Origin of the sequence: Halorubrum halophilum (genome assembly GCF_000739595.1) — an archaeon.
Taxonomy (GTDB): Archaea; Halobacteriota; Halobacteria; order Halobacteriales; family Haloferacaceae; genus Halorubrum; species Halorubrum halophilum.
The window spans coordinates 33816-56193 of the sequence record NZ_BBJP01000092.1 but is presented as its reverse complement, the minus strand read 5'-3'; the positions used below and the strand labels follow the sequence as shown (position 1 = coordinate 56193).

Annotated in this window: 23 protein-coding genes; 12 read left to right on the top strand and 11 right to left on the bottom strand. The window is 71.5% G+C overall.

Annotated elements, in window-relative coordinates:
- Positions 1-301 precede the first annotated feature (301 nt).
- Positions 302-1051 (top strand): sugar phosphate isomerase/epimerase family protein, encoded by a 750-nt coding sequence (locus tag ACP96_RS17345; protein ID WP_050025581.1) that lies wholly within the window; start codon positions 302-304, stop codon positions 1049-1051.
- 29 nt (positions 1052-1080) lie between these two features.
- On the opposite strand, the gene ACP96_RS17340 is transcribed toward ACP96_RS17345, so the two are convergent.
- The 3 genes from ACP96_RS17340 to ACP96_RS17330 all read right to left on the bottom strand — a co-directional run bounded on the left by ACP96_RS17340 (position 1081) and on the right by ACP96_RS17330 (position 4496).
- Positions 1081-1971 (bottom strand): DUF7547 family protein, encoded by an 891-nt coding sequence (locus tag ACP96_RS17340; protein ID WP_050034243.1) that lies wholly within the window; start codon positions 1969-1971, stop codon positions 1081-1083.
- Positions 1972-2038: 67 nt separating this feature from the next.
- Entirely contained in the window at positions 2039-3310 is a 1272-nt protein-coding gene (locus ACP96_RS17335) for a GNAT family N-acetyltransferase (protein WP_050034242.1), read from the bottom strand.
- An 85-nt stretch (positions 3311-3395) separates the two neighbouring features.
- Entirely contained in the window at positions 3396-4496 is a 1101-nt protein-coding gene (locus ACP96_RS17330; protein ID WP_050034244.1) for an NADH:flavin oxidoreductase/NADH oxidase, read from the bottom strand.
- 140 nt (positions 4497-4636) lie between these two features.
- Between ACP96_RS17330 and ACP96_RS19425 the strand changes: the two genes are divergently transcribed.
- Positions 4637-4798, top strand: a complete 162-nt coding sequence (locus ACP96_RS19425) for a hypothetical protein (RefSeq protein ID WP_200895704.1) — start codon at positions 4637-4639, stop codon at positions 4796-4798.
- Between the two features lie 50 nt (positions 4799-4848).
- On the opposite strand, the gene ACP96_RS17325 is transcribed toward ACP96_RS19425, so the two are convergent.
- Positions 4849-5310 carry a DUF7124 domain-containing protein gene (locus ACP96_RS17325; RefSeq protein WP_050025583.1) on the bottom strand — a complete coding sequence of 154 codons (462 nt, stop codon included), beginning with the start codon at positions 5308-5310 and terminating at the stop codon, positions 4849-4851.
- Between the two features lie 118 nt (positions 5311-5428).
- Here ACP96_RS17325 and ACP96_RS17320 point away from each other — a divergent pair, with 118 nt between their 5' ends.
- A complete protein-coding gene (locus tag ACP96_RS17320) occupies positions 5429-6256 on the top strand; it encodes a BtpA/SgcQ family protein (RefSeq protein WP_050034241.1) in 828 nt (275 codons plus the stop codon).
- A 27-nt stretch (positions 6257-6283) separates the two neighbouring features.
- On the opposite strand, the gene ACP96_RS17315 is transcribed toward ACP96_RS17320, so the two are convergent.
- Positions 6284-7321 (bottom strand): carbohydrate kinase family protein, encoded by a 1038-nt coding sequence (locus ACP96_RS17315; RefSeq protein WP_050034240.1) that lies wholly within the window; start codon positions 7319-7321, stop codon positions 6284-6286.
- Positions 7322-7351: 30 nt separating this feature from the next.
- Complete coding sequence (locus tag ACP96_RS17310; protein WP_050034239.1) at positions 7352-7870, bottom strand: nucleoside deaminase; 519 nt, start codon at positions 7868-7870, stop codon at positions 7352-7354.
- Between the two features lie 82 nt (positions 7871-7952).
- Here ACP96_RS17310 and ACP96_RS17305 point away from each other — a divergent pair, with 82 nt between their 5' ends.
- The 3 genes from ACP96_RS17305 (at position 7953) to ACP96_RS17295 (ending at position 12218) form a co-directional block, all read left to right on the top strand.
- A complete protein-coding gene (locus ACP96_RS17305; protein WP_050034238.1) occupies positions 7953-8855 on the top strand; it encodes a CehA/McbA family metallohydrolase in 903 nt (300 codons plus the stop codon).
- Between the two features lie 73 nt (positions 8856-8928).
- Complete coding sequence (locus tag ACP96_RS17300) at positions 8929-10260, top strand: molybdopterin molybdotransferase MoeA (RefSeq protein WP_050034237.1); 1332 nt, start codon at positions 8929-8931, stop codon at positions 10258-10260.
- Entirely contained in the window at positions 10257-12218 is a 1962-nt protein-coding gene (locus ACP96_RS17295) for a molybdopterin biosynthesis protein (RefSeq protein WP_050034236.1), read from the top strand. The genes ACP96_RS17300 and ACP96_RS17295 overlap by 4 nt, the downstream gene beginning before the upstream one ends.
- Here the strand turns inward: ACP96_RS17295 and ACP96_RS17290 are convergent.
- The 3 genes from ACP96_RS17290 to ACP96_RS17280 all read right to left on the bottom strand — a co-directional run bounded on the left by ACP96_RS17290 (position 12188) and on the right by ACP96_RS17280 (position 15568).
- Positions 12188-12649, bottom strand: a complete 462-nt coding sequence (locus ACP96_RS17290; RefSeq protein ID WP_050034235.1) for a PaaI family thioesterase — start codon at positions 12647-12649, stop codon at positions 12188-12190. The genes ACP96_RS17295 and ACP96_RS17290 overlap by 31 nt on opposite strands.
- Positions 12650-12913: 264 nt before the next feature.
- Positions 12914-13801, bottom strand: a complete 888-nt coding sequence (locus ACP96_RS17285; protein ID WP_050026371.1) for a hypothetical protein — start codon at positions 13799-13801, stop codon at positions 12914-12916.
- 87 nt (positions 13802-13888) lie between these two features.
- Entirely contained in the window at positions 13889-15568 is a 1680-nt protein-coding gene (locus tag ACP96_RS17280; protein WP_050034234.1) for a sensor histidine kinase, read from the bottom strand.
- A gap of 128 nt (positions 15569-15696) precedes the next feature.
- Between ACP96_RS17280 and ACP96_RS17275 the strand changes: the two genes are divergently transcribed.
- From ACP96_RS17275 to hemA, 6 genes are all read left to right on the top strand, one after another.
- Positions 15697-16410 (top strand): lipoate--protein ligase family protein, encoded by a 714-nt coding sequence (locus tag ACP96_RS17275; protein WP_050034233.1) that lies wholly within the window; start codon positions 15697-15699, stop codon positions 16408-16410.
- A gap of 94 nt (positions 16411-16504) precedes the next feature.
- Positions 16505-16909, top strand: a complete 405-nt coding sequence (locus tag ACP96_RS17270) for a 30S ribosomal protein S6e (RefSeq protein WP_050026374.1) — start codon at positions 16505-16507, stop codon at positions 16907-16909.
- Between the two features lie 11 nt (positions 16910-16920).
- On the top strand, positions 16921-17388 hold the full coding sequence (locus ACP96_RS17265; RefSeq protein WP_050034232.1) for a DUF7112 family protein: 468 nt from the start codon (positions 16921-16923) through the stop codon (positions 17386-17388).
- 87 nt (positions 17389-17475) lie between these two features.
- Positions 17476-18561 carry a siroheme decarboxylase subunit beta gene (gene ahbB, locus ACP96_RS17260; RefSeq protein ID WP_050034231.1) on the top strand — a complete coding sequence of 362 codons (1086 nt, stop codon included), beginning with the start codon at positions 17476-17478 and terminating at the stop codon, positions 18559-18561.
- Positions 18558-19235 carry a precorrin-2 dehydrogenase/sirohydrochlorin ferrochelatase family protein gene (locus ACP96_RS17255; protein ID WP_050034230.1) on the top strand — a complete coding sequence of 226 codons (678 nt, stop codon included), beginning with the start codon at positions 18558-18560 and terminating at the stop codon, positions 19233-19235. The genes ahbB and ACP96_RS17255 overlap by 4 nt, the downstream gene beginning before the upstream one ends.
- The gene (gene hemA / locus ACP96_RS17250; protein ID WP_050034229.1) at positions 19232-20575 is read left to right on the top strand and encodes a glutamyl-tRNA reductase; all 1344 of its coding nucleotides are present in this window, start codon (positions 19232-19234) and stop codon (positions 20573-20575) included. The genes ACP96_RS17255 and hemA overlap by 4 nt, the downstream gene beginning before the upstream one ends.
- Before the next feature lie 54 nt (positions 20576-20629).
- Here the strand turns inward: hemA and ACP96_RS17245 are convergent, their stop codons facing one another.
- Both ACP96_RS17245 and ACP96_RS17240 read right to left on the bottom strand, forming a co-directional pair.
- Positions 20630-22114 carry a sodium:solute symporter family protein gene (locus ACP96_RS17245; protein WP_050034228.1) on the bottom strand — a complete coding sequence of 495 codons (1485 nt, stop codon included), beginning with the start codon at positions 22112-22114 and terminating at the stop codon, positions 20630-20632.
- Positions 22111-22365 carry a DUF3311 domain-containing protein gene (locus ACP96_RS17240; protein WP_050026380.1) on the bottom strand — a complete coding sequence of 85 codons (255 nt, stop codon included), beginning with the start codon at positions 22363-22365 and terminating at the stop codon, positions 22111-22113. Before ACP96_RS17240 ends, ACP96_RS17245 begins: the two co-directional genes overlap by 4 nt.
- Between the last annotated feature and the right edge of the window lie 13 nt (positions 22366-22378).

Sequence of the window (22378 nt, the reverse complement as noted above, 5' to 3'; positions counted from 1 at the left end):
CCAAAACATCTCTCACGTACTACCGCCGCCAGCGACTCCCTCGCACCGGCGGTTCGCGGCCGCCGATGGCGGCCGCTCACCGGGGCGCGCCGACCGCATCGTTCATTATAAGTGATCGTCGCTAGCGCTCACGATTATTTAAATACTGGATCGCCACCACCGAACTGCAACACCTACTCCCGCTATCGCTCACCGCTCAGTCTGTACAGAGCGGTTGAGGCGTGGAAAGCCGCCAACCGAATCGTCGCAGTGCCACCGACTCGGCGGCACCATTTATACGACCGCCGCACCCACCGCCGACATGGACATCGGCCTCACCGTCGGCGACGATCTCAACCGTCTCGCGGCGTCGCCGACGCGGTTCGACTTCTGCGAGCTCGGGATCGGCGAGCCGACGCTCGTGCCGGGCGAGATCGACCCCGGGCGCCTGACCGACGCGCTCGCCGGCCGCGACTTACTCGTCCACCTCCCGTACAGCCAGCGGCTGGCCAGCTACGTTCCCGAGGTCAACGACGCCATCGTCGACTACCAGCGTCGCCTTTTAAATGCGGCCGGCGATCTGGGCGCGGAGAAGGCCGTCCTCCACGCCACCTCCGCCGACCGCGACGACATCGAGTTCCGGGAGGTCGCCGCCGACCAGCTCCGGCGAGTCGCCGACGCCGGCCGCGAGGCGGGCGTCGAGGTCGTCGTCGAGAACGTCGGCCACCAGCACGCGGGGCTCCAGCTCTCCGTCCTCGGCGAGCTCGCTCGGGAGACGGACACGCCGATCTGCTTCGACGTGGGGCACGCGTACATGGAGGGCGACAACAAGGCGATCAAGCGATTCCTCCGGAGCCACGGTGACCGGATCTCGCACCTCCACTGCCACGACGCCCGCCGCCGCGGCGACACCCACCTCCCCGTGGGGGCCGGCGAGGTCGACTACGGGATCGTGGAGTCCGAGCTCGGCGGGTTCGACGGCACGGTCGCGCTGGAGGTGTTCACCGACGACGAGACGCTCCTCCTCGACTCGGCCGAACGGGTCGCGGAGCGGCTCGGCGTCGATTTTTAAGGGTTCGCTACCGAGCGACGACGCGGCGGTCAGGCCGGGTTTCGGTCGTCGTCTCCGTCCGCCGCTCCCCCGTCTCCCTCATCACCGTCAGAACCGCCGTTGTCGGCCGGCTCCCCGTCGGCATCCCTCACCTCGTCTGCCCCGGCCGTCGCGTCCGTTCCCTCGTTCGGCTCGTCTGTCGCGTCCGCCTCGCCGTCGCCGAGCTGGCGCTTGATCGACTCCAGCTCCGACTCCACGTCGACCTCGGGCGCGGGGTCGTCGTCCGGGTCGCCCCCGTCTCCGTCGCTCTCGCTCTCCGCATCCGGGTCGGTCACGTCGATCCTGACACCGCGGCCGCTACGGCCGTCGCGGTCGTCGCGGTCGTCGTTTGCGTCGCTGGCGGTCCGGCTCTCATCCGGCCTATCTTCGCTCGGGGTATCGACCCGGTCCCGTCGCCCGCGCCGGGCCGCGTCGGCCTCGCGGCGGCCCTCGTCGATCCGCGCCTCGATCTCCGCCGTGAGGTCGCGCGCGTCCGCGATTATCGACCGCGAGGCGGCCTCTTCCGGGAGGTCAGATTCCGAGAGCGCCGTCCGGAGCTCCGAGAGCGACCGCGCGAGTCCCGCGCTCGCGCCGTCCCGCGCGTCGCCGAGGCGGTCGGCCGCCGAGCCCGCCTCGTCGAGCGTCCGGCCGGGGTCGGCGAGCCGGAGCGTCCCCTGCACCAGTTCGAGCGACTTGATCGTCGTCTCGAGCAGCGCGATCACCGTGGGGATGGTGTACTGCTCGGTGAACCGCACCAGCTCGGAGAGCCGGGGGGGTCGCGGGGGGCCGCGGCGGTCCCGCTCGGTCTCACGGAGGTCGCGGCGGAGCTCGCTCAGCACGGCTTCGAGCTCGTCGAGCCGCTCCTCGAGGTCGTCGTCGCGTCTGTCGTCGCGGGAACTCATACCGCGACGTAGGCGGTCCGCGGATAAAAAGCCCGGCCGGCGCGGGGCGTTTCACGGAGCGAGCGCCTCAGAACCCCTCGCGCAGGTGCGTCGTCCGCGGCGGGAACAGCGCGCGGAGGTCGTCGGCGGTCGCGGAATCGACCACGAGCCCGTCGCCCCGGGCCACCTCGTCGACCGATCTGTACCCGACGTACAGCTGCGAGAGGGCGCCGACGTCGACCGCGGCGTCCGCGGCGTCCGCGGCGTCGGGGGCCTGATCGTCTCCCTCGCGGCCGTTCGCCGGTTCGACCGCCACCGATCCGTCCGCGACGACGACGCGGAACGTCCCGTCGTTCCAGTCGACGAGGGGGTCGGCGACCGACAGCGAGAACGCGGCCTCGACCGCGGGGTCGGGATCGAGCGCTTCGAGGGCGGCAGCGACGTCGACGAGCCGGACCATCGGCCCGGTGCGGACCTCGCAGTCGACGGCGCGGGGGTCGTCGACGAGGTTGAGCAGGGGCGCGTCCGGCGGGGCGCGGATCCGGACCTCGGCGACCTGCGAGTCGTGGTTGCGGAAGAAGCGAAGGAGCTGGAACCACGCCTCGTCGTCCGCGACGGCGACGTCGGAGACGCGCAGAACCGGATCGTCCGCGTCGGCTACGTCGTCCGTGTCGTCGTCGAAGCTGTACGCACAGACCGCCCGGAGCTCGCCGTCGCGCTCCCAGCCGTAGACGAACGGATCGGTCTTCCAGCCCTGCAGGGCGCGCTCGCGCCACCACTCCTCGGTCCAGTCCATCGTCAGGTCGTAGCGCTCCGCCATCGCCGCGATCACCGGTTTCACGGCCGTGTAGTCGTCCTCGTCGAGCCGGCGGAAGGTCCCGGCCTCGTCGCCCGCGGTCGCGATCAGGTCGTCGACGAACCCGAGCCGGTCCGGCGGCGCGGTGAGACGGCGGTAACGGCTCGCGGTCGCCCAGCCGTAGGCGGCGTAGAATGGGTACTCGAAGGGCCACAGCGTGGAGACGAAGACGCCGCGGTCCCGGTACTCCGCCAGCGACTCCCGGAGCATGCGCCCGACGTTCCCCTGTCGGCGGTGCTCCGGGGGGGACGCGACCGCGGAGAGCCCGGCGACCTCGCGGTCGTCGCCGCGGATCCGCAGCGAGAAGTAGTGGTGCGCGCAGACAGCGACCGGATCGCCATCGTCGCCGTCGTCGCCGTCGTCGAACAGCCCTCGCGTCTCGGCGATGGTGTCGTGATCGTCCGCCTCCTCGGGGTCGTACGGGCCCTCGGCGGGGGCGAACGCGTATCGCATGAACGCGTCGAACTCGTCGCCGCGCTCGTCGGGAAACGATCGGTACTCCATATCCCGTCGGCTCGCGGGAGCGGAATAAGTCTTCCCGGAGCGTGCGGGAGATTCACGTCTCCAGCGGGGACGCGGGCGACCCGTCTCAGTCGAACCGACCACGCCGGTACTGCACCGGCCACTCGGCGTCCGCGCCGAGTTCGTGGGCGGCCTCGAGCGGCCAGTACGGATGCCGAAGCATCTCGCGGCCGAGCGCGACGAGGTCGGCCCGCCCGTTCCGGACGAGGGCGTCGGCGTGGGTCGGCTCCGTAATTCCACCGACCGCGGCGACCGGAACGTCGGTCCCCTCGCGGATCGCCTCGGCGTATGGCACCTGATAGCCCGGCCCGGTGCCGGGAAGCTGCTGGTCCGGGTGGATCCCGCCGCCGGAGACGTCGATCAGGTCGGCGCCGGCCTCGGCGAGGAGGGGAGCCAGCCGCACCGAGTCGTCAACGTCCCACGAGTCGCGGTCGGGGAGCCAGTCGGTCGCGGAGATGCGAACAAAGACGGGCTTGTCGTCGGGCCAGACCTCGCGAACGGCCTCGACGACCTCGCGGACGAGGCGGGTGCGGTTCTCGAAGCTCCCGCCGTACTCGTCGTCGCGGTCGTTGGTGACCGGCGAGAGGAACTGGTGGAGCAGGTAGCCGTGGGCCGCGTGAACCTCCGCGACCTCGAACCCAATATCGCGCGAGCGCTCCGCGGCGGCCGCGAACGCGTCGACCACCTCGTCGATACCCTCGCCGTCCAGCCGGCGAGTCGACGCCAACTCGTCCTCGTCGGCGCCCGGGTCCGGGTACGGCGCGTCGGTCGCGGAGACCGTTTCCCAGCCCTGCTCGCGGTCCTCTGGGATCGGGTCTCCGCCCTCGGCCGGAGGAGCGTGCGAGCCCTTCCGGCCGGCGTGAGCGAGCTGGATCCCGGGCGTCGCGCCCTGCGATCTGACGAAGTCGACGATCGGTTCGATCGCCTCAGCGTGCTCGTCGGACCAGATACCCAAGCAGTCCGGCGTGATGCGGCCGCGCGGCTCGACGCCGGTCGCCTCGGTCATCACGACTCCGGCCCCGCCGGCGGCGCGGGAACCGAGGTGGACCCGGTGCCAGTCGTTCGCGAACCCGTCGTCCGCGGAGTACTGACACATCGGCGACAACATCACACGGTTGCGGAACTCGGTGTCGCGCAGCGTAAACGGAGTGAAAAGCGAATCCGGCATCATCTCGATCTACGACTGCCACGGGCTAATGGGATCCGATCCCCCGCCCGTCTCGCCGCAGCCGAAACGCCCCCGGTCGGTTTTCCGACGGTTTAGGCCGACCGAAAACTATAACCCCCCGCACCCCCGACGCATCGGTAATGACCGCTGGAGACCGGATCGAACGCGAGGTCGAAGAGTCGTCGGACGCACGCCCGACGGTCGCGGCGAGCCGCTGCTCGCCCGACCGCACCGTTTTCACCGAAGAGGGGAACACGGACGCGTGGATCGCGACCGATCTGACGGTCGAACTGGAGCAATAGCGGGCCGCCCTTCTCCCTCGTTCTCTGCCGCCATCTCCATACAGCCCCGCTTAGCCCAACCGCTCTCGCACCGTCCGCCACAGCCGATCGACGAGCCCCGACCCGCCGCCCGACTCTCTCGACGCGCGCTCCGGCTCCGAGAGCTCCCATCCCGCCTTCTCCGCCGCCTCGTCGATCGGCACGTACTCGAAGCCGACGTGGATCGCGACGCGCCGGTTCGCGGCCGACGTGCCGACGAACGCCGCCCGCGGGGCGTCGCTCTGTTCGTGGATGTCGCCGAGCGTCCCCCACTTGTCCCAGTTCCGGAGGGCGTAGTCGTTCTCGACGCCCGCCTCGCGGACGAACCGCTCGACCGCCTCCGCGTCGTTGGCGACGACGCCGACGTAGCGGCTCCACTCTCGCGCGTCCGCGACCGCCGCCTGCGGGTCCGCGAGCCGCCGGGCGGCGCCCAGCGAGAGGACGAGCGTCACCTCGCCGGTTCGATCGCCGGAATCGTCGACGTCGATACCCATCTCTCGTCGGTACTTCGGCCCCGATCCGGTAAACCGTGGGGGTATGAAAGGTTGGAGGTGGAGACGGCGGGACTCCGTGTGGTGAGACTTATCCGCGGAGGCGTCGTCCGGCCGGTAGATGGAGTTCGAGGCCACCTTCGGCACCGACGCGCCCGTGATCGGCATGGTACACCTCCCGCCCCTCCCCGGGGCGCCGAAGGCGCCGGACGACGGCGCGGCCGCGATGCGGAACGCGCTCGACCGCGCCGCCGCCGACGCCCGCGCGCTCGACCGGGGCGGCGTCGACGGGATCATGGTTGAAAACTTCGGGGACGCGCCCTTCTACCCGGACGACGCGCCCAAACACGTCGTCGCGAGCGTCACCCGAGCGGCGACCGAAATCGGGTCTGCGACCGATCTCCCGCTCGGGATCAACGTCCTCCGCAACGACGCGGAAGCAGCCCTGTCGGTCGCCGCCGCGGTCGGCGCCGACTACGTCCGGGTGAACGTCCACACCGGCGCGCGAGTCACCGATCAGGGCGTCGTGCAGGGGAAGGCCCACGAGACGCTCCGACTGCGCGACCGCCTCGGCGTCGACGCGGGCGTGTTCGCCGACACCGACGTGAAACACTCCGCGCCGCTCTCCGCGGAGGGGTACACCGCGGAGTCGTTCGCCGACACCGCCGAGCGAGGGCTCGCCGACGCCGTGATCGCCTCGGGACGCGGCACGGGCGAGGCGATGGACTCGGAGGCGCTCGACGAGGTCGTCGCCGACCGCGACGCCCACGGCCTCGACACGCCAGTCCTCGTCGGCAGCGGCGTCCGGGCCGACACGGTCGGCGACGTGCTCTCGGTCGCCGACGGCGCGATCGTCGGCACCGCGCTCAAGGAGGGCGGCGAGACGACCGCGCCGGTCGACCCGGAGCGTGTCGCCGAACTCGTCGCGCGGGCCGACGAGGTGCGGTAAAGAGTCGGTGACTGCGGCTCGGCGGACTCAGTTCCCCCGCTCCGCGAGAAACGCCTCCGCCTCGTCTCGGGTCGGAAGCCCGGTCTGTGCAAATCGGGACGTGCAGTTGATCGCGGCGACCGCGGCCGCGAACCGGACCCCGTCGGCGACGCCGACGCGCTCGCGGCGTGAGCCGTCGCCGCCGTCTCTCCCGGCGAGCAACCGGTCGATCAGCCCCGCGACGAACGAGTCCCCGGCGCCGGTCGCGTCGACCACGTCGACCTCGAACGCGTCGAACCCGGTGACCGCGCCGTCGGCGACAACGGTCATCCCGTCGGCGCCGTGGGTGAGGACCGCCCTGGGCCAGTCGTCGCCGGTCAGTGGGGATCGACCCCCGCCGCCGTCTTCCCGCGCGCGCTGTGCGGCTGCGACCCGATTAATCGCCGCGTCCGGCCCGCCGAAGTAGGCCGCGGCCGCCACGTCGTCGGCGACGAACAGGTCCGCGGCGTGGAGCAGTCGGTGGACCGTCTCCGGCTCGGTCCCCCGACCGACGAGCTCCTCGACCGAGCCGGAGAGGTCGAACGCGAGCGCGGGCGGGTCAGCGGCCGACGCGATCACGTCGAGCACCGCCCGCGAGACCGCGTCGGGCGCGTACCCGGTGAGGAAGACGGTGTCCGTCGCGGCGAGCGCCTCGCAGTCCGCCTCGTCCAGCCGGAGGCGGCGGAAGCTCTCGCCCGCGGTGACGATGGCGCGCTCGCCCGCGGGGTCGCTGAGGATCACCGACCGGGTCGAGGGGTCGTCGCCGACCGAGACGCGCGAGGCGTCGACGCCGGTGTCCGCGAGATACCCGCGCGCCCGCTCGCCGTACTCGTCGTCGCCGACGCGGCTCACGAGCCCCACGTCGCGCCCGAGCCGGTCGAGCGCGACGCAGACGTTGGCGCCGACGCCGCCGAACGCGGTCGTCACCTCGCTCGCGAACGCGCCGCCGTCCGGCTCCGGGAGGTTGCTGACGGCGTACCACTCGTCTATCGCCGCGGCGCCGACCGCGAGGATCGGGGGCGGGTCGGTCGTGGGCGCCCCGGTCATGGGCGCCGCGACCCCCCTCGCCGGCTCACGCTACGAGTCACCGTACACCGACTCGTGGAGCTCCATCGCGGCCGCCTCGGCGATCGGTCCCTCGACCGCCGTGTCGCCGTCGGCCCGCCGGATCACCTCGGCGCAGGGGATCGTCACCACGTCGCCGGTGAGTTCGTCGAGCGTCTCGCCCGCGACGCCGAAGACGACCCGCCCGATCCCGGCGTAGTGGATTCCGGTCGCGCACATCGGGCACGGCTCAGTGCTGGCGTACATCGTGCACCGCGCGCGCTCGTCGGCGTCGAGCTCGCGGCCGGCCCACCGCGCGAGCGTCAGCTCCGGGTGGGCCGCCAAGTCGTCCTCGGTCAACGTCTCGTTGTGGCCCTCGCCGACGATTTCGCCGTCGAGGACGAGTAGCGCCCCGTACGGGGTGTTCCCCATCTCGACGGCCTCCTCCGCGAGCTCGATCGCGCGGTCGACGTACTCGCGGTCGGTCGAGTCGAATCCGTCGCTGTCGATCTCGTCGCCGTCGATCTCGTCGCCGTCTGCCGGATCGCTCATACTCCCGTGTTCGCCCGCGGATACCTAACCCTTCGTCTGACGCGGCGCGCGCGTTTATATACCTCCCGGCGTTAGCTCGGCCGTGTCCCGCGTCACCGTCAGTATCGATCCCCACGTCCACTCGGACGACAGCTACGACGGCCACGAGCCGGTGGAGCTCATCTTGGAACACGCCGCGGAGATCGGGCTCGACGCGGTGGTGATCACCGACCACGACGTGATCGGCGAGTCGAAGCGCGCGGCGGAGATCGCCGACGAGTACGGGCTGATCGGGATCCCCGGCGTGGAGGTGTCGACCGCGCACGGCCACCTGCTCGCGGTCGGCGTCGAACGCATGCCGCCGCGCCGGCGCCCCTACGACGAGACCGTCGCGTGGATCCACGAACACGGAGGCGTCGCGATCGTCCCCCACCCCTTCCAGCGGTCGCGCCACGGCGTCCGCGAGCGGAACATCCCCGTGCCGAACCGAGAGGATGGGGCGGGAGAAAGCGACGCGAGCGCCGAGCGCGTCGGCGTTGAGGCGAACGGCGGAGTCGCCGATGTCCCCGAGGTCGACGCAGTCGAGGTGTTCAACGCGTGGCTGTTCACCGGCTACCGGAACCGACGCGCGCGGCGGTTCGCGGCCGAGCACGGCTATCCGGGGATCGCCGCGAGCGACGCGCACCACTTGGAGTACGTCGGACGCGCGTTCACCGAGGTCGAGATCGAGGGGCGCGAGTCCGTCGACGCGGTCACGGCCGACGACGTGCTCGACGCGATCCGGAACGGGACGACGCGGGTGGATGGCCGCCGCGCGCCGATCCGGATGGCGGCGAAACACTACGTCGGCGCGGCCGGGCGCAAGTCAGGGTACTACGCGCGGACCGGCGCGGTGCGGAGCGTAACCGCCGCGCGTCGCGGGATCGCGGAAGTGGTCTCGACCGCCCGAGTTGCAGTCTCGCAGGGCGCACATCGCGCCGCGCGCGTCCTCTCGTGGGTGACCTGACGATCCCGGCGGGCGACGTTCCGATCCGCTCGCCGGAGACGGATTTTTGGCCGCGGGCGCGAAACGACAGGCTATGAGCCACGACAGACGCGAGGCCGGGTTTAAACGACGGACCCGCGTCGCGGACGCGCTGGCGACGCTGCTCGACGCGGCCGACCCCCACGGCCGGACCGAGTCGGCGCCGCTCGCCGACGCGGACGGGCGGGTCGTCGCCGAGCCGATCGACGCGCCGGCGCCGGTCCCGAGCTACGACCGCGCGGCGATGGACGGGTACGCGGTCCGCGCCGAGGACACCTTCGGCGCGTCCGACCGGTCGCCGGCCGTGCTCCGAGCGGTCGGGGCCGAGGCCGGCTCGATCGCGCCGGGCGAGGCCGCGCGCGTCCACACGGGGAGCGCGGTCCCCGAGGGCGCCGACGCGGTCGTGATGATCGAGCGGGTGGAAACGGTCGGCGGCGGGGACGGGGGCGCCGACGAGATCGAGGCGTTCGACGCGGTCGCCGAGAGCGAGAACGTCGGCGAGGCGGGCGAGGACGTGGCGGACGGCCAGCGACTCTTCGAGGCCGGGCACGTCCTCCGCCCCTCCGACCTCGGCCTCCTGAAGTCGGTCGGACTCGACGCGGTCGCCGTCTACGAGCGCCCGACCGTCGCCGTGATCCCGACCGGCGAGGAGCTGGTCCAGTCCGACCCCGGCCCCGGCGAGGTGATCGAAACGAACGGGCTGACGATCTCGCGGCTGGTCGAGCGGTGGGGCGGAGAGGCCCGCTATCGCGACGTGGTCACCGACGACGAGGACGCGCTCGCGGCCGCGATCGAGAGCGACCTCGACGCCGACGTAGTCGTCACCACCGGCGGATCTTCGGTGGGCGAGCGCGACCTGCTCCCGGAGGTCGTCGACTCGCTCGGCGAGGTGCTCGTCCACGGCGTCGCCCTGAAACCCGGTCACCCGGTCTGTCTTGGCGAGGCAGAGGGGACCCCGATCGTCTCGCTGCCCGGCTACCCGGTCGCCTGCATCGTCAACGCCGCGCAGTTCCTCCGGCCGGTCCAGAAGCGCGCGGGGGGAACGACCGCGGACCCGTTCCCGACGCGGCGCGCGAGGCTCTCCCGGAAGGTGCCGAGCGAGCCCGGAACGCGGACGTTCGCGCGAGTCTCGCTCTCGGAGAGCGAGAGCGAGAGCGGGGACGGGGATGCTGAGGACGGCGGGAACGACGATGGCGGCAGGAACGCCGAGGGCGACGGGAACGGAGCTGACTCGACCCTCCCCGCCGCCACGCCGACCCGCGCCAGCGGCTCCGGAATCCTGTCGAGCGTCGCGCTTGCGGACGGCTGGGTCGTCGTCCCCGAGCCGCGGGAGGGGATCGACGCGGGCGAGGTCGTCGACGTGGAGCTGTGGGAGGCGAGCCCATGAGCGAGCGCAAGGAGTTCCGCGACCTCGCGACGCCCGAGGCCGCACGCGAGGCGATCGACTCGCTCGACCTCTCGCCGGCGCCGGAGACGGTTCCGCTGGAAGACGCCCGCGGCCGGGTCCTCGCGGAGCGGATTGACGCCGCGATCGACGTGCCGGGGTTCGACCGCGCCTCGATGGACGGGTACGCGGTCCGCGCCCGCGACACGTTCGGGGCCGACGAGGCAGACCCGGCCGAACTCGACCTCGTGGGGGCGGTCCACGCCGGCGCAGCGCCCGAGGTTACCGTCGAGCCCGGGACCTGCGCCGAGATCTCCACCGGGGCCGTGATGCCGGACGGCGCCGACGCCGTGGTGATGGTCGAGCGGACGGACGAGGTCGGCGGGGATCCGGATAAGGATGGATCCGAACCCGACCAAATCGCGGTCCGGACCGCGATCGCGCCCGGCGATCACGTGATGAGCGCGGGCGCAGACATCGCCGCGGGCGCCCGCGCGCTCGGTCCCGGAACGCGGCTGACGCCCCGCGAGATCGGGCTGCTCTCCGCGCTCGGCGTCGACGAGGTCCCGGTCGCGGGGAAACCGCGGGTCGGGATCGTCTCGACCGGCGACGAGCTTGTTCGCCCGGGGGAGGATCTCGACCCCTCGCGCGGCGAGATCTACGACGTGAACTCGACGACGATCGCGGCCGGCGTCGAGGAGGCGGGGGGAGAGCCCGTCCTCTACCCGCACGCAGGCGACGACTACGAGGAGATGGAGCGACTGCTCCGGCGCGCGGCCGACGAGTGCGACCTCGTGCTCTCGTCGGGGTCGACCTCGGCGAGCGCCGTCGACGTGATCTACCGCGTGATCGAGGAACGTGGCGACCTCCTGCTCCACGGCGTGGCGGTCAAGCCCGGCAAGCCGATGCTGGTCGGACGGCTCGACCGGCGCGAAGACGTGGACGCGCCGGGGCCCTCGGCGTATATCGGCCTGCCCGGCTACCCCGTCTCCGCGCTCACGATCTTCCGGACGTTCGTCGCGCCCGCGATCCGCGAGGCGGCCGGCCAGCCGGAGCCCGCGACGGCGACCGTTGAGGGCCGGATGGCCGTCGGCGAGCGCTACGGCGAGGGCCGCATGCGGCTGATGCCGGTCGGCCTCCTCGACCTGATCGACGGCAATCTCCCTCTCGTCTACCCAGTCGACAAGGGGTCGGGTGCGACGACGAGCCTCGTTGAGGCCGACGGCGTCGTCGCGGTCGACCCGGACACGGAGTACCTCGATCAGGACGAACGCGTGTCGGTCCGGCTGTTCTCGCCCGACGTGCGCCCGCCGACCCTGCTCGGCGTCGGCGAGGACGACCCGGCGCTCAACCGGCTGCTCGACCGCCTCGAAAATCCGCGGTACCTCCCGGTCGGCTCCCGCGAGGGGCTCCGCCGGCTCCGCGACGGCGTGCCCGACGTGGCAGTCGTCGCGGGCCCGACCGACCGCGATGTCGACGCCGTCGACCTCGGCGGGTGGACCCGCGAGTGGGGACTGGTCGTCCCCGAGGGCAACCCCGACGGCGTGACGGGGATCGCCGACCTCGTCGACGGCGACGTTCGGTTCGTCAACCGGCCGACCGACTCGGGGATCCGCCGGAGCTTCGACGGCGCGCTCGACGAGCTCGCGGCCGACCGCGACGCGTCGCGCGCCAATCTCGCTGACCGGATCGACGGCTACGAGCTGACGGTCCGGGCGTTCGAGAGCCCAGTTAGGAAGGTGCTCGCGGGCGACGCCGACGCCGGCCTCGGACTCCGCGAGACGGCTGAGCGGCTCAGTTGCGAGTTCGTCTCGCTGGGAGAGCAGGCGGTCGCCGTCCGCGCCGCGCCCGATCGGGTCGAGCGGGACGCGGTCGCGGAACTGGCGGACGCGCTCGACGATCCCACCGACCTCCTCGCCGGCCTGGCGGGTTACTCGCGAAAGAGTCGGAACGATCCCTGACCGACGACGACCTCGGCGGCGTTCCCGTTCGTCGAACTGGTGACGCTCATATCGCTGACGCCGATCGAGCCGCCGGACCTGACGATCGTCGCCTCCGCTCGGAGGTCGCCCGTCGCCGGCCGGAGGTAGTTCGCGTTGAGGTTCACCGTCGCGACTCCGCCCGAGAGCGGCTCTTCGAAGGCGGTGCGCTGGGCGATCCCGCCCGCGGTGTCGACGAGCGTCGCGGCCACGCCCCCGTGGATGGTGCCGCCGTCGCTGTTCGTCAGCTTGTCGTCGAACGGGATCGAGAGGACGACCCGACCGCGCTCGACGACGTCGACCGACGTGTTCAGCCACGAGAGGTAGCCGTGCTCCTCCTCGATCCGCCGCTCGACGAGCTCGACGGCCTCCGCCGGCAGCGGCTCCATCGCCTCGACCTCGCTCCGGTCCATATCCCACCCGTCGGCGTCCCTCCGCTTGTAGTCCCCGGAACTCGCGACAACGGCGGCGAGGTTGGGGCGGTGCGGTCGGAGAGAGGACCTCAGTCGAACCCCCACCAGACGCCTTATCCGCGATCCCGCGTCATCCGCCCCGTGACCTGACGCGTCACCCCGCGGCGGCCGAGGCTGGAGCCCGGCGCACCGCCGCGGCCGATCGTTCGCGCCGGCTGTTCGCCACCCTGCCGTCGTTCTCGCCAGCCACGGATGTCTCCGAACTCACCCGACACCGAGCCGGATCGGATCGTCGCTCAGGGCGAGGGCGAGCGACACGGTCTCTCCGAGTTCGAACCGTCTGTCCGGACAGACGAGCTTCGTCCCGAACCCGCCGTCTCTGGCCGCGAACAGCGACAGCCCCACCGCGCGCTGGCCGTTCGCAAGCACGTCGACCGGCTCCCACGCGACGCCGCGTCCGCGCGCGACTCCGACGCGGGTCCCCCACAGCGACACCGCCGTCCCGTCCGCGAGCGCGTCGAACGCGCCGCCGCCCGCGTAGTGCGCCAGCCCGCCGTCCAGAGGGATCCCCTCGTCGCTCGCGAGCGCCGCGAACCGCCGGCCGGGGTCCGGACGGGTCGGCGCGTCGAGGACGACGTGTGTCGGACCGCGCTCAACGACCGCGCCGGTTCCGTCCCACCGGACTGGTTCGACGGGCACATCGACGTCGACCGGGAGCGACCCGCTCGCTCGGAGCGCGTTCGCGTCCGGCGGTCTGAACCCGAGGTGGACGTGGTCGTCGACCCACCGCCCGAAGAAGCCGGACCGCGTCAGCGGACCGAGTGAGTCCCCGACCGCGACGCGGTCGCCCGGAGACACCTCCGGGATCACGTGGAGAATTCGCGCGAGCGTTCCGGGCGCCGCGCCCGCGCGCTGACACCACTCGTTGTCGAGTTCGACGACGATCAGGTGGTCCTCGTCGGCGGCGTACGACCGGTCCGGACAGCCGACGGTCCGCGTCTCTCGGACGACGCCGGCGACCGGCGAGATCCCCGTCTCGCCGTCTGGGTAGAGGTCTATCGCGCAGCCGTCGTCGTGCGCGGGGTACGGAGAGTTGAACCGCGAGAACTTCCGGAAGCGGTCGAGCACCGACGCCGGGGGTGTGACGGCCATCGACCCGTCACGACGGACTCGACGGGGAAGTGTGCGTCGGAGCCGGCCACCCCGGGAGGTCCGCGAAACGACGGTCCACGCACCGGATCAGTCGTCCGCGGGCTCGATCCCCGAGATCACGAAGCGCGCGCCGCCGGACGCCGACTCCTCGACGGAGAGCGCCCACCCGTGCGCCTCGGCGATGTCGCCGACGATGGCGAGCCCGAGTCCGGTCCCGCCATCGAGGGAAACGCCGCGTTCGGTCACCTCCGAGCGCTGGTCCGGGGGTACGCCGGGACCGTCGTCGTCGACCGTGAGGGTGATACCGTCCTCTCGGTGCTCGATCTCGACTCGTACTGCCACGTCGTCGCCGACGTGTTCGATCGCGTTGCGGAACAGGTTCGAGAGGAGCTGTTCGAGCCGGTCGCCGTCGGCGAGTGCTGGCACGTCTGGCCCGTCGACCGACAGCGTCGCGTCCGCGGTCTCGAGCCGCGACCAGACCCGCCTCGCGGTCCCGTCGAGCGAGACGCGGTCGACCTCGTCGACCGACTTCCCGGCGGTCGCCAGCGACAGCAGCCCCTCGATCAGGTCGTCCATCCGCTCGTGGGCGTTCGCGGCGCGGTCGAGGGCATCGTCGTTGTCACCGGTACCGCTACGAGCGAGCTCTACCGCTGCGGTCGCGGCCGCGAGCGGGTTCCGGAGGTCGTGAGAGACGACGCCGGCGAAGTCCTCGAGCCGTTCGTTCTGTCGCTCCAGCTCGGCCTCGCGGCGCTCCAGTTCGGTCTGTCGATGCTCGCGTTCGGTCACGTCCCGGAGCAGGAACACGTGTCCGCGGTCGGTCCCGCGGGGGTCAGTGATCGGATCCTCTTGGATGTCGAACTGGCGACCCCCGATCGATATCGGGTGTTCCACGCCGACCTCCAAGAGCGGGAACACCTCCGACAGCGACGATTCGACCGCGTCCGGTGGAAGGAGCTCTTCCGCCGCCGGATTGAGGTCCCGTATCTCTCCGTCGGATCCGGCGACGATCACGGGGTCCTGCATCACCTCGACGGCCGTGTCGCGCGCGACGACCGCGGCGTCGAGCGTCCCGAGCCAGAAGACGGTCCCGTACAGGAAGGCCCCGTGGACCACGAGCCCCGTCGGGAACCACGCGAGGTGCGCGTAGCTCCCCACGTCGATGACCGTGACGATCCCGCCCAGAAACGGGAACAGCGTGCCGAGTAGTATCACGAACGTCTGGAGCCGGTAGCGATTCCCCGTCCGGCGGTACAGGTCGACGACGACGAGGGCGCCGGCGATACACAGCCCGTAGGCGTACAGCACGAACGCGGCGTCCGCGATCCCGAGTCCGAACGAGAGCAGCGTGAACGGGCCCTCGACGACGGCCGCCAGCGAGCGGCGTGAGAGCCCGTGCGTTCCGCTCGACCAAGCGGCCAGCACCCAGACGAACGCCGGGGCCGCGAGCGCGACGGTCCGGTTCTCCGTGCGCCACCGGTCGTGGCCCGAGAACGCCAACACGAACGCCATCCAGATTCCGGGGACCGCGGCGACGAGGGGCGTCGAGAGGTTGAGCGCGACGACCATCGCCAGCTCGCTGGCGATGGCGACTCTGACGGCGTACAGCAGCGAGATACCGCCGCCACAGAGCAGATAGAGCGCGACCTCGGTGCCGCCGGGCTCTTCCCGGTCGGTCCACGCGACGTACCCGAGCCCGAGCCCGATGACCCCGGCGAGCAGGCATGCTGCCAGGTACGCCTGCACCGGCAGCGCGCCGAGATCGGTCATCGTTACCTGACACAGTCAGAGGGCCGGCAAAACATTTGTGTCACGCGGTCACGGCTCCTCGCAAAAGCGGACGACACGCGTCTGCCGTGCGTCGCAAACGGCTTGTCTGACCGACCCCTCTCGCCGGTATGCGCGTGCTCAGAGGTCGCGGCCACAGCCCCGAAGCGGACCGAGAGCACACGGCGGCGCTGCTCGCGAGCGCCGGCGACGGGACGCCTGGACTCCGAGTGTGGACGCCGCACCGACAGGTCGCCTTCGGCCGCCGTGACGCCCGCGAGCCGGGCTTCGAGCGAGCGAAGCGGGTTGCCACCGATCGGGGATTCACTCCGATCGAGCGCGACGTGGGGGGTCGGGCTGTCGCGTACCCGGGCGACACGGTCGCGTTCGCGCACGCGATTCCGCTCGGTGACGACCGAGACCGCGGGTTGATCGCGGAGCGGTACGAGCGTGCGACCGAGACGGTTATCGAGGCGTTGCGGCGCCTCGGTGCCGACGTGTCGCGTGGCGAACCGCCGGAGTCGTTCTGTCCCGGCGACCACTCGGTCCGCGTCGCGGGCGGCGGCAAGGTCGCGGGAATCGCCCAGCGGGTCCGAGGTGACGCCGCGCTCGTGGCCGGCTGTCTGGTCGTCACGCGGGGGGACGCGCGCGATATCGCGGATGTAACGGCGGGGGTGTACGGCGCGATCGACGTTCCGTTCGACCCGGAGACGGTCGGGAGCGTCGCGGATGCGGGCGGCCCGGATCGGCCGAAACCCGTCGCTCGGACACTCGAAGAGGCGTTCGTCGACGATCCGTGGGGGGACGGCGACCCGCAGATCGACCGGATCGACCGCGACGACTGAGCGGCGAGCGTCGTCTGCGACGCAGTCCGCCTGCGGATCTCGGTCGGATCGCGCTTTCGACGTGCTTTTTATTCGCGGGAGTCTCAGTTCGCTCATGGCCGAATTCAAAGTCGTCATCGCCGACCCCGACACCGGCGAGACGTTCCAGCGAGAGGTCGACGGACAGGACGCCAACCGGTTCCTCGGTCGCGAGATCGGTGACGAACTCGGCGGCGACGCCGTCGGACTCTCCGAGCACACGGTCGATATCACCGGCGGCTCCGACGAGACCGGCCGCCCGATGCGCGAGGACGTCTCGGGCACCCGCCTGAAGGAGCTCCTCCTTGAGGACGGCGTCGGCTTCAAGCCATCCCGCGAGGGCGAGCGCAAGCGCATCACCGTTCGCGGCCGCGAGATCGACAACGACGTGGCCCAGATCAACGTCTCGGTCGTCGACGGCGACGACGTCGCCGCCGCGCTCGGCGAGGGCGACGCCGACGCTGACGCCGACGAGGAGTAACCGCCTTCTCGATGCCCCGCGTCCCCTCCGACGACGAGGGCGTCGCATCGATCCGGGTCTCGCTCGCCCGTAGCGGCGGCACTCGCCGGCCCTGCGTCCGGATCCCGAACGGCGACGAGCTCGACGGGCGCGTCGAGTCCGGGAGCTGCGAGTCGCTTGCGCTCGCCGCGGGCGATATCGTCCGCGTCGCCGTCGACCGAGAGGAGTACCACGCGCCGGTGCGGAGCGACGGCGAGGGGCGGCTCGTCCGCGGCGCGTTCGACAACCGACGGCTCGCGCGCGAGCCTGGCGAAGGGGCGAACCGCCTCGCCGAGTGGCTCGACGAGAACGACCGCGAACCGGGTGACGTCATCGTCCTCGACGTCGTCGTTCCCGGCGAGCAGTACGGCCTCCGGATCCCCGGCGAGCGGACGGTGTACGACGCGACGCGCGGTCCTCGGTCGTCGCTGTCGAATATCGCCAGCGACCTCGACGGCTGAGTCGGGACGGACCGTCCCGACGCCCACCGTCCTCACGGTGACGCGCAGGCCGGATCGCTTATTCTCGCGCGGATCCGATCCAAACGTATGCAAGAGGTCGACGCGGATCTGACGGCGCTCGACCGCGGGATCATCAACGCCTTCCAAGGCGGATTCCCGGTGACAGAGCGCCCCTTCGAACCGGCCGCGGCCGCGCTCCGCGAGCACGGGATCGAGGTGACCGGCCCGGAGTTGTGCGAACGCGTCCGCGATCTCGACGAAGAGGGAATCCTCTCCCGGTTCGGGGCGCTCGTCAACGCCGAGGAGATCGGCGGGGCGGCGTCGCTCGTCGCGATGCACGCGCCCGAGGACCGGTACGACGAGATCGCGGAGACCGTCAACGAGTTCACCGCGGTCGCGCACAACTACGAGCGCGAGCACCCGCACCTCAACATGTGGTTCGTGGTGAGCGTCGCGGACCACCCGGACCCGGACAAGGACGGCGGCGACCGGGTCGACGAGGTGCTCGCGGAGATCGAGGCCGCGACCGGGCAGGAGACGTACAACCTCCCGAAGGTCCGGGAGTTCCACGTCGGCGCGAAGTTCCTCGTCGACGGCCCGGTCCCGGACGGCGACGTTGATTTGTCGGATCTCGGGCCGGCCGTCTCGCCGAGCGACCGATCGACGCTCACCCCCGACGAGCGCGACCTCGTCGTCGAGATTCAGGGCGGACTCCCAGTCAGCGAGACGCCGTACGCCGACGTGGCGGCCGCGATCGGCGCCGACACCGAGTGGGTGATCGAGACGGTAAAGCGGTTCGAGGCGGAGGGGAAGGTGCGCCGCGTGGGCGTCATCCCGAACCACTACGCGCTCGGGTACACCGAGAACGGGATGACCGTCTGGGACGTGCCCGAGGACGCGCTCGACGAAGTCGGGCCGGCTGTCGCGGGGCTCGACTTCGTCACCCACTGCTACCAGCGCCCGCGCCACGCGGGCGTCTGGGAGTACAACTTCTTCGCGATGACGCACGGGCGGACGGAGGCCGAAAGCGAGCGCCGGATCGCGGAGGTGAAGGAGCTGATGGACGAGTACTGGGAGGTCGGCGAGAGCGACTGGGACACGCTGTTCTCGACCCGAATCCTGAAGAAGACGGGGATCCGCATCGCCGACCGCGCCGACAGCAACACCGCGTGATCCCGCTGTACCACGACTTCACCGGCGAGACGGTGCTGGTGTTCGGCGGCGGCGCCGTCGGATCGCGGAAGGCGTCCCGGTTCGCGAACGAGGCGCGGGTCGTCGTCGTGAGCCCCGCGTTCGACGATCGGTTGGTCAATCTCGCCGAGGCGGATTCCGAGTCGGTTGAACTGGTCCGCGCCGCGCCGGACGCCGAGGCCGTCCGCGGCTGGATCGACCGCGTCGACCCCGCGCTCGTCGTCGCCGCCACGGACGACGCGGCGGTCAACGCGGCGGCCGAGGCGGCGGCGCTCGACGCCGACGCGCTCGTCAACCGGACCGACGTGTCGGCGGCGGACCGGTCGGGAGGCCGGGGAGCGCGGAGCGTCGTCGTCCCGGCGACGGTCGAGGACGACCCGATCAGGGTAGCGCTCTCGACCGGGGGGACGAGCCCGGCGCTCGCGAAGGCGCTCCGCGAGCGGATCGAGGCGGAGATCGACGGCGCCGGCGCGATGGCGGAACTGTCCGGAGAGCTTCGGGCAGAGCTCAAAGGCCGGGAGATCGCTCCCGAGAAACGCCGGGAAGCGATCCGTCGAGTCGTGCGATCCGAGGGGGTTTGGAAGGGTTTACAAAAGGGGGATTCCTACGGTCGGCAAGAGGCGGATTCCGTGATCGAGGAGGTACTCACCAGATGAAGGAGACGGGCGCTATCACTGGCGTGAGCGTCGCCCACTCCCGCGCGACGGTCGACGAGATCGAGGCCGCGGGCGGCGACGGCGTCCGCGCCACCGTCTCGGACCTGCTCGCGCGCGACGGGGTCGAGGAGGCGTTCGCGCTCCAGACGTGCAACCGCTCGGAGGCGTACGTCGTCACCGACCGGACCGTCGACGGCGCGGTCGCGCTGGAGTCGTTCGCGCCCGAGGTCCGCGGCGGCGCAGTCCGCCGGCTCGACCACGAGGAGAGCTTGGAACACCTGATGCGGGTCGCCTCCGGGCTCGAGTCGCTCGTCCTCGGTGAGGACCAGATCATCGGCCAGCTCCGCGAGGCGTACGAGGAGTCGAAGTCCGCGGGCGGCATCGGCCCGGTGCTGAAAGACGGAGTGACGAAGGCGCTCCACGTCGGCGAGCGCGCGCGCAACGAGACGTCGATCAACGAGGGAGTCGTCTCGCTCGGCTCGGCCGCCGTGCGGCTGGCCGCCGGCGAGATCGATCTCACCGACGGCTCCGCTGTCGTGGTCGGCGCCGGGGAGATGGGGACGCTCGCGGCCCGGACGCTCGACGACACCCCGGTCTCGGAGATCGTCGTGGCGAACCGGACGGTGCCGAACGCGGCGTTCGTCGCCGAGGAGGTCGACACCCCCGCCGAGGCGGTGTCGCTCGCCGACCTCTCGACCGTGGTCGCAGACGCCGACCTCGTGATCGCGGCGACCGGCAGCCCGGACCCGGTGATTCGGCCGAAACACGCGGCGGGCGCCGACCGACTCGTCTGCATCGACATCGCGCAGCCGCGCGACGTGGACCCCGCGCTCGCCGACCGCGACGGGGTCACGCTGTACGACATCGACGCGCTGGAGGACGTGACCCGCAAGACCCGCGAGAGCCGCGAGACGGAGGCGCGGGAGGTCGAGGCGATCATCGACGACGAGCTCGACCGCATCCTGGAGGCGTACAAGCGCAAGCGCGCCGACGACGCCATCTCGGCGATGTACGCGGGCGCCGACCGCGTGAAGGCCCGCGAGGTCGACCGCGCGGTCTCGAAGCTCGAGGCGCAGGGTGACCTGACCGACGAACAGCGCGAGACCGTCGAGGACCTGGCGGACGCGTTGGTCGGCCAGCTGCTCGCCGCCCCGACCCGGTCGCTGCGCGACGCGGCCGGCGAGGACGACTGGGAGACGATCCGGACCGCGCTCCAACTGTTCGATCCCGAGTTCGACACGCTCCCGGACGGGCCGGGCGGGAGCAACGCCGGACGCGACGCGGCCCCGGGTAACGCCGAGTCTACCCCCGACTCGGTCACGGAAGAGCTCGACGACTGAGCCCCTCTGAGGAGGTTTTTAAACGCGCCGCGAGCGACCGCGACAGCGGTCGGCTCAGTCCCCGGCGACCGCGAACCGCGAGGCGTCGCCCTCGGCGGTCGGCGCGGTGACGAGCGAGACGCCGACCGTGAGGACCGCGGAGAGGACCATCAGCCCGAGCGCCACGTCCCAGCCGCCGGCGACGGTGCGGGGCAGCGTCGGCACGGTGCCGACGACCGCGGACAGCACCACCGCGAGGTACGCGACCTGCGGGACGAGCACCCCGGCGATCATCCCGGTCCGCGTCGTCCGGTCCCAGTAGAGCGCGCAGATCACCGGGAGCGCCAGCAGCGCGAACCCGGAGAAGGCGGTGTCCCCGACCTCGATCAGCGTCCCGGGCCGGAAGAGGCTCGCGACGAACGCGAGGAGGGCGAAGACGGCGACGCCGATCCGGGCGATCCACGCCTCGCGGCGCTCCGAGGCGTCGGCGTTGATCACGGGCCGGTACACGTCGCGGGTGAAGTACGACGATCCGGACAGAAGCATCGAGTCCGAGGAAGACATCATCGCGGCCATCGCGCCCGCGATCACGAGCGCCGCGAACCACGCCGGCGTGTACTCGTTCAAGACGACGGGGAGCACGTTGGCGCCCTCCGGCACCTCGACCGGCATCCCGACCGCCCACGCGCCGAGCATGAACGCGGGGAGGAAGAGAAGGAGGACGAGGACGGGCCACAGCACGAACGACCGTTTGAGCGTCTCGCCAGACTTCGCGACGAAGAAGCGCTGGTTGATCTGCGGGAACATCGTCACGCCGAACGCGATGGTGATCGCGGTGGAGACGATGAACCCGACCGAGTAGGTCCCGCCGCCGAAGTTCCCGAAGTCGGGTCGGGCGTCGAGCATGGCGCCGGTGGCGGCGCCGACGCCGCCGACCGCCGAGACCACCCACACGGCGGCGATCCAGACGATGGAGAGCATGAACAGCCCCTGTACCGTGTCGGTCCACGCGACGCCGCGCATCCCGGCGAGGACGACGTAGAGGATCATGAAGGCGGTGACCAGCGCCGCGCCGCCCCAGTAGGGGACGGCGCCGCCGGTGAGCCCCACCAGCGCCTCGCCCGCGCCCATCTGCTGGAGCATGACGTACGGGAACAGCCAGAGGAGGCTCACACCCGCGACGAGCGCGCGGAGCCCGGTAGAGCCGAAGCGGTCGCCGAGCATCTCTCCCAGCGTAACGTACCCGTGCCGGTCCCCGATCAGCCACTGCTTGTAGCCGATGGCGTACCACAGCACCGCGAACAGCACGCCGTCGAGCGTCCCCATCACGATCAGCCACTCCGGCCCGGCGGCGAACGCGAGGTTCGGGCCGCCGAAGAAGGTGAACGCCGAGAGCAGGGTGGCGAACGTGGTGAACAGTAGCACGACCGTTCCGATCGAGCGGTTCGCGAGGTAGTAGTCCTCGGCGGTCGCCTCGGAGACGTGGTAGGCGACGAGGCCGACCGCGAGCGCGAACAGGAGGTAGCCGACGACGACCCCGAGCGACAGGCCGAGCGTCACTGTCGGTCACCTCCGAGCGGCGATTCGGATTTCGACCCCGGTTGGCGACCCATCCCGCGCTCCCACGCGCCGCTCCGGACGAACAGCGAGAACAGGACGGTACACAGCCCGAGCCACGCCACGTGCCACCAGATCCACACCGGCAGCCCGGCGACGACTCGATCGACTCCCCACAGCGGCCACGGCACCGCGAAGGCGACGAGGACCGCGAACGTCGGTATCCACACGAGATCTCTCCGAGATCGACTCATGTGGAACAGCGTT

Coding starts and splice junctions, on each gene's coding strand:
- ACP96_RS17265 (WP_050034232.1), top strand. CDS start 16,921: ATGCCCCGCGTCCCCTCCGACGACGAGGGCGTCGCATCGATCCGGGTC.
- ACP96_RS17285 (WP_050026371.1), bottom strand. CDS start 13,801: ATGGCCGTCACACCCCCGGCGTCGGTGCTCGACCGCTTCCGGAAGTTC.
- ACP96_RS17275 (WP_050034233.1), top strand. CDS start 15,697: ATGCGCGTGCTCAGAGGTCGCGGCCACAGCCCCGAAGCGGACCGAGAG.
- ACP96_RS17335 (WP_050034242.1), bottom strand. CDS start 3,310: ATGGAGTACCGATCGTTTCCCGACGAGCGCGGCGACGAGTTCGACGCG.
- hemA (WP_050034229.1), top strand. CDS start 19,232: ATGAAGGAGACGGGCGCTATCACTGGCGTGAGCGTCGCCCACTCCCGC.
- ACP96_RS17290 (WP_050034235.1), bottom strand. CDS start 12,649: ATGGACCGGAGCGAGGTCGAGGCGATGGAGCCGCTGCCGGCGGAGGCC.
- ACP96_RS17310 (WP_050034239.1), bottom strand. CDS start 7,870: ATGAGCGATCCGGCAGACGGCGACGAGATCGACGGCGACGAGATCGAC.
- ACP96_RS17330 (WP_050034244.1), bottom strand. CDS start 4,496: ATGCCGGATTCGCTTTTCACTCCGTTTACGCTGCGCGACACCGAGTTC.
- ACP96_RS17240 (WP_050026380.1), bottom strand. CDS start 22,365: ATGAGTCGATCTCGGAGAGATCTCGTGTGGATACCGACGTTCGCGGTC.
- ACP96_RS17325 (WP_050025583.1), bottom strand. CDS start 5,310: ATGGGTATCGACGTCGACGATTCCGGCGATCGAACCGGCGAGGTGACG.
- ACP96_RS17340 (WP_050034243.1), bottom strand. CDS start 1,971: ATGAGTTCCCGCGACGACAGACGCGACGACGACCTCGAGGAGCGGCTC.
- ahbB (WP_050034231.1), top strand. CDS start 17,476: ATGCAAGAGGTCGACGCGGATCTGACGGCGCTCGACCGCGGGATCATC.
- ACP96_RS17320 (WP_050034241.1), top strand. CDS start 5,429: ATGGAGTTCGAGGCCACCTTCGGCACCGACGCGCCCGTGATCGGCATG.
- ACP96_RS17295 (WP_050034236.1), top strand. CDS start 10,257: ATGAGCGAGCGCAAGGAGTTCCGCGACCTCGCGACGCCCGAGGCCGCA.
- ACP96_RS17280 (WP_050034234.1), bottom strand. CDS start 15,568: ATGACCGATCTCGGCGCGCTGCCGGTGCAGGCGTACCTGGCAGCATGC.
- ACP96_RS17345 (WP_050025581.1), top strand. CDS start 302: ATGGACATCGGCCTCACCGTCGGCGACGATCTCAACCGTCTCGCGGCG.
- ACP96_RS17315 (WP_050034240.1), bottom strand. CDS start 7,321: ATGACCGGGGCGCCCACGACCGACCCGCCCCCGATCCTCGCGGTCGGC.
- ACP96_RS17300 (WP_050034237.1), top strand. CDS start 8,929: ATGAGCCACGACAGACGCGAGGCCGGGTTTAAACGACGGACCCGCGTC.
- ACP96_RS17270 (WP_050026374.1), top strand. CDS start 16,505: ATGGCCGAATTCAAAGTCGTCATCGCCGACCCCGACACCGGCGAGACG.
- ACP96_RS19425 (WP_200895704.1), top strand. CDS start 4,637: ATGACCGCTGGAGACCGGATCGAACGCGAGGTCGAAGAGTCGTCGGAC.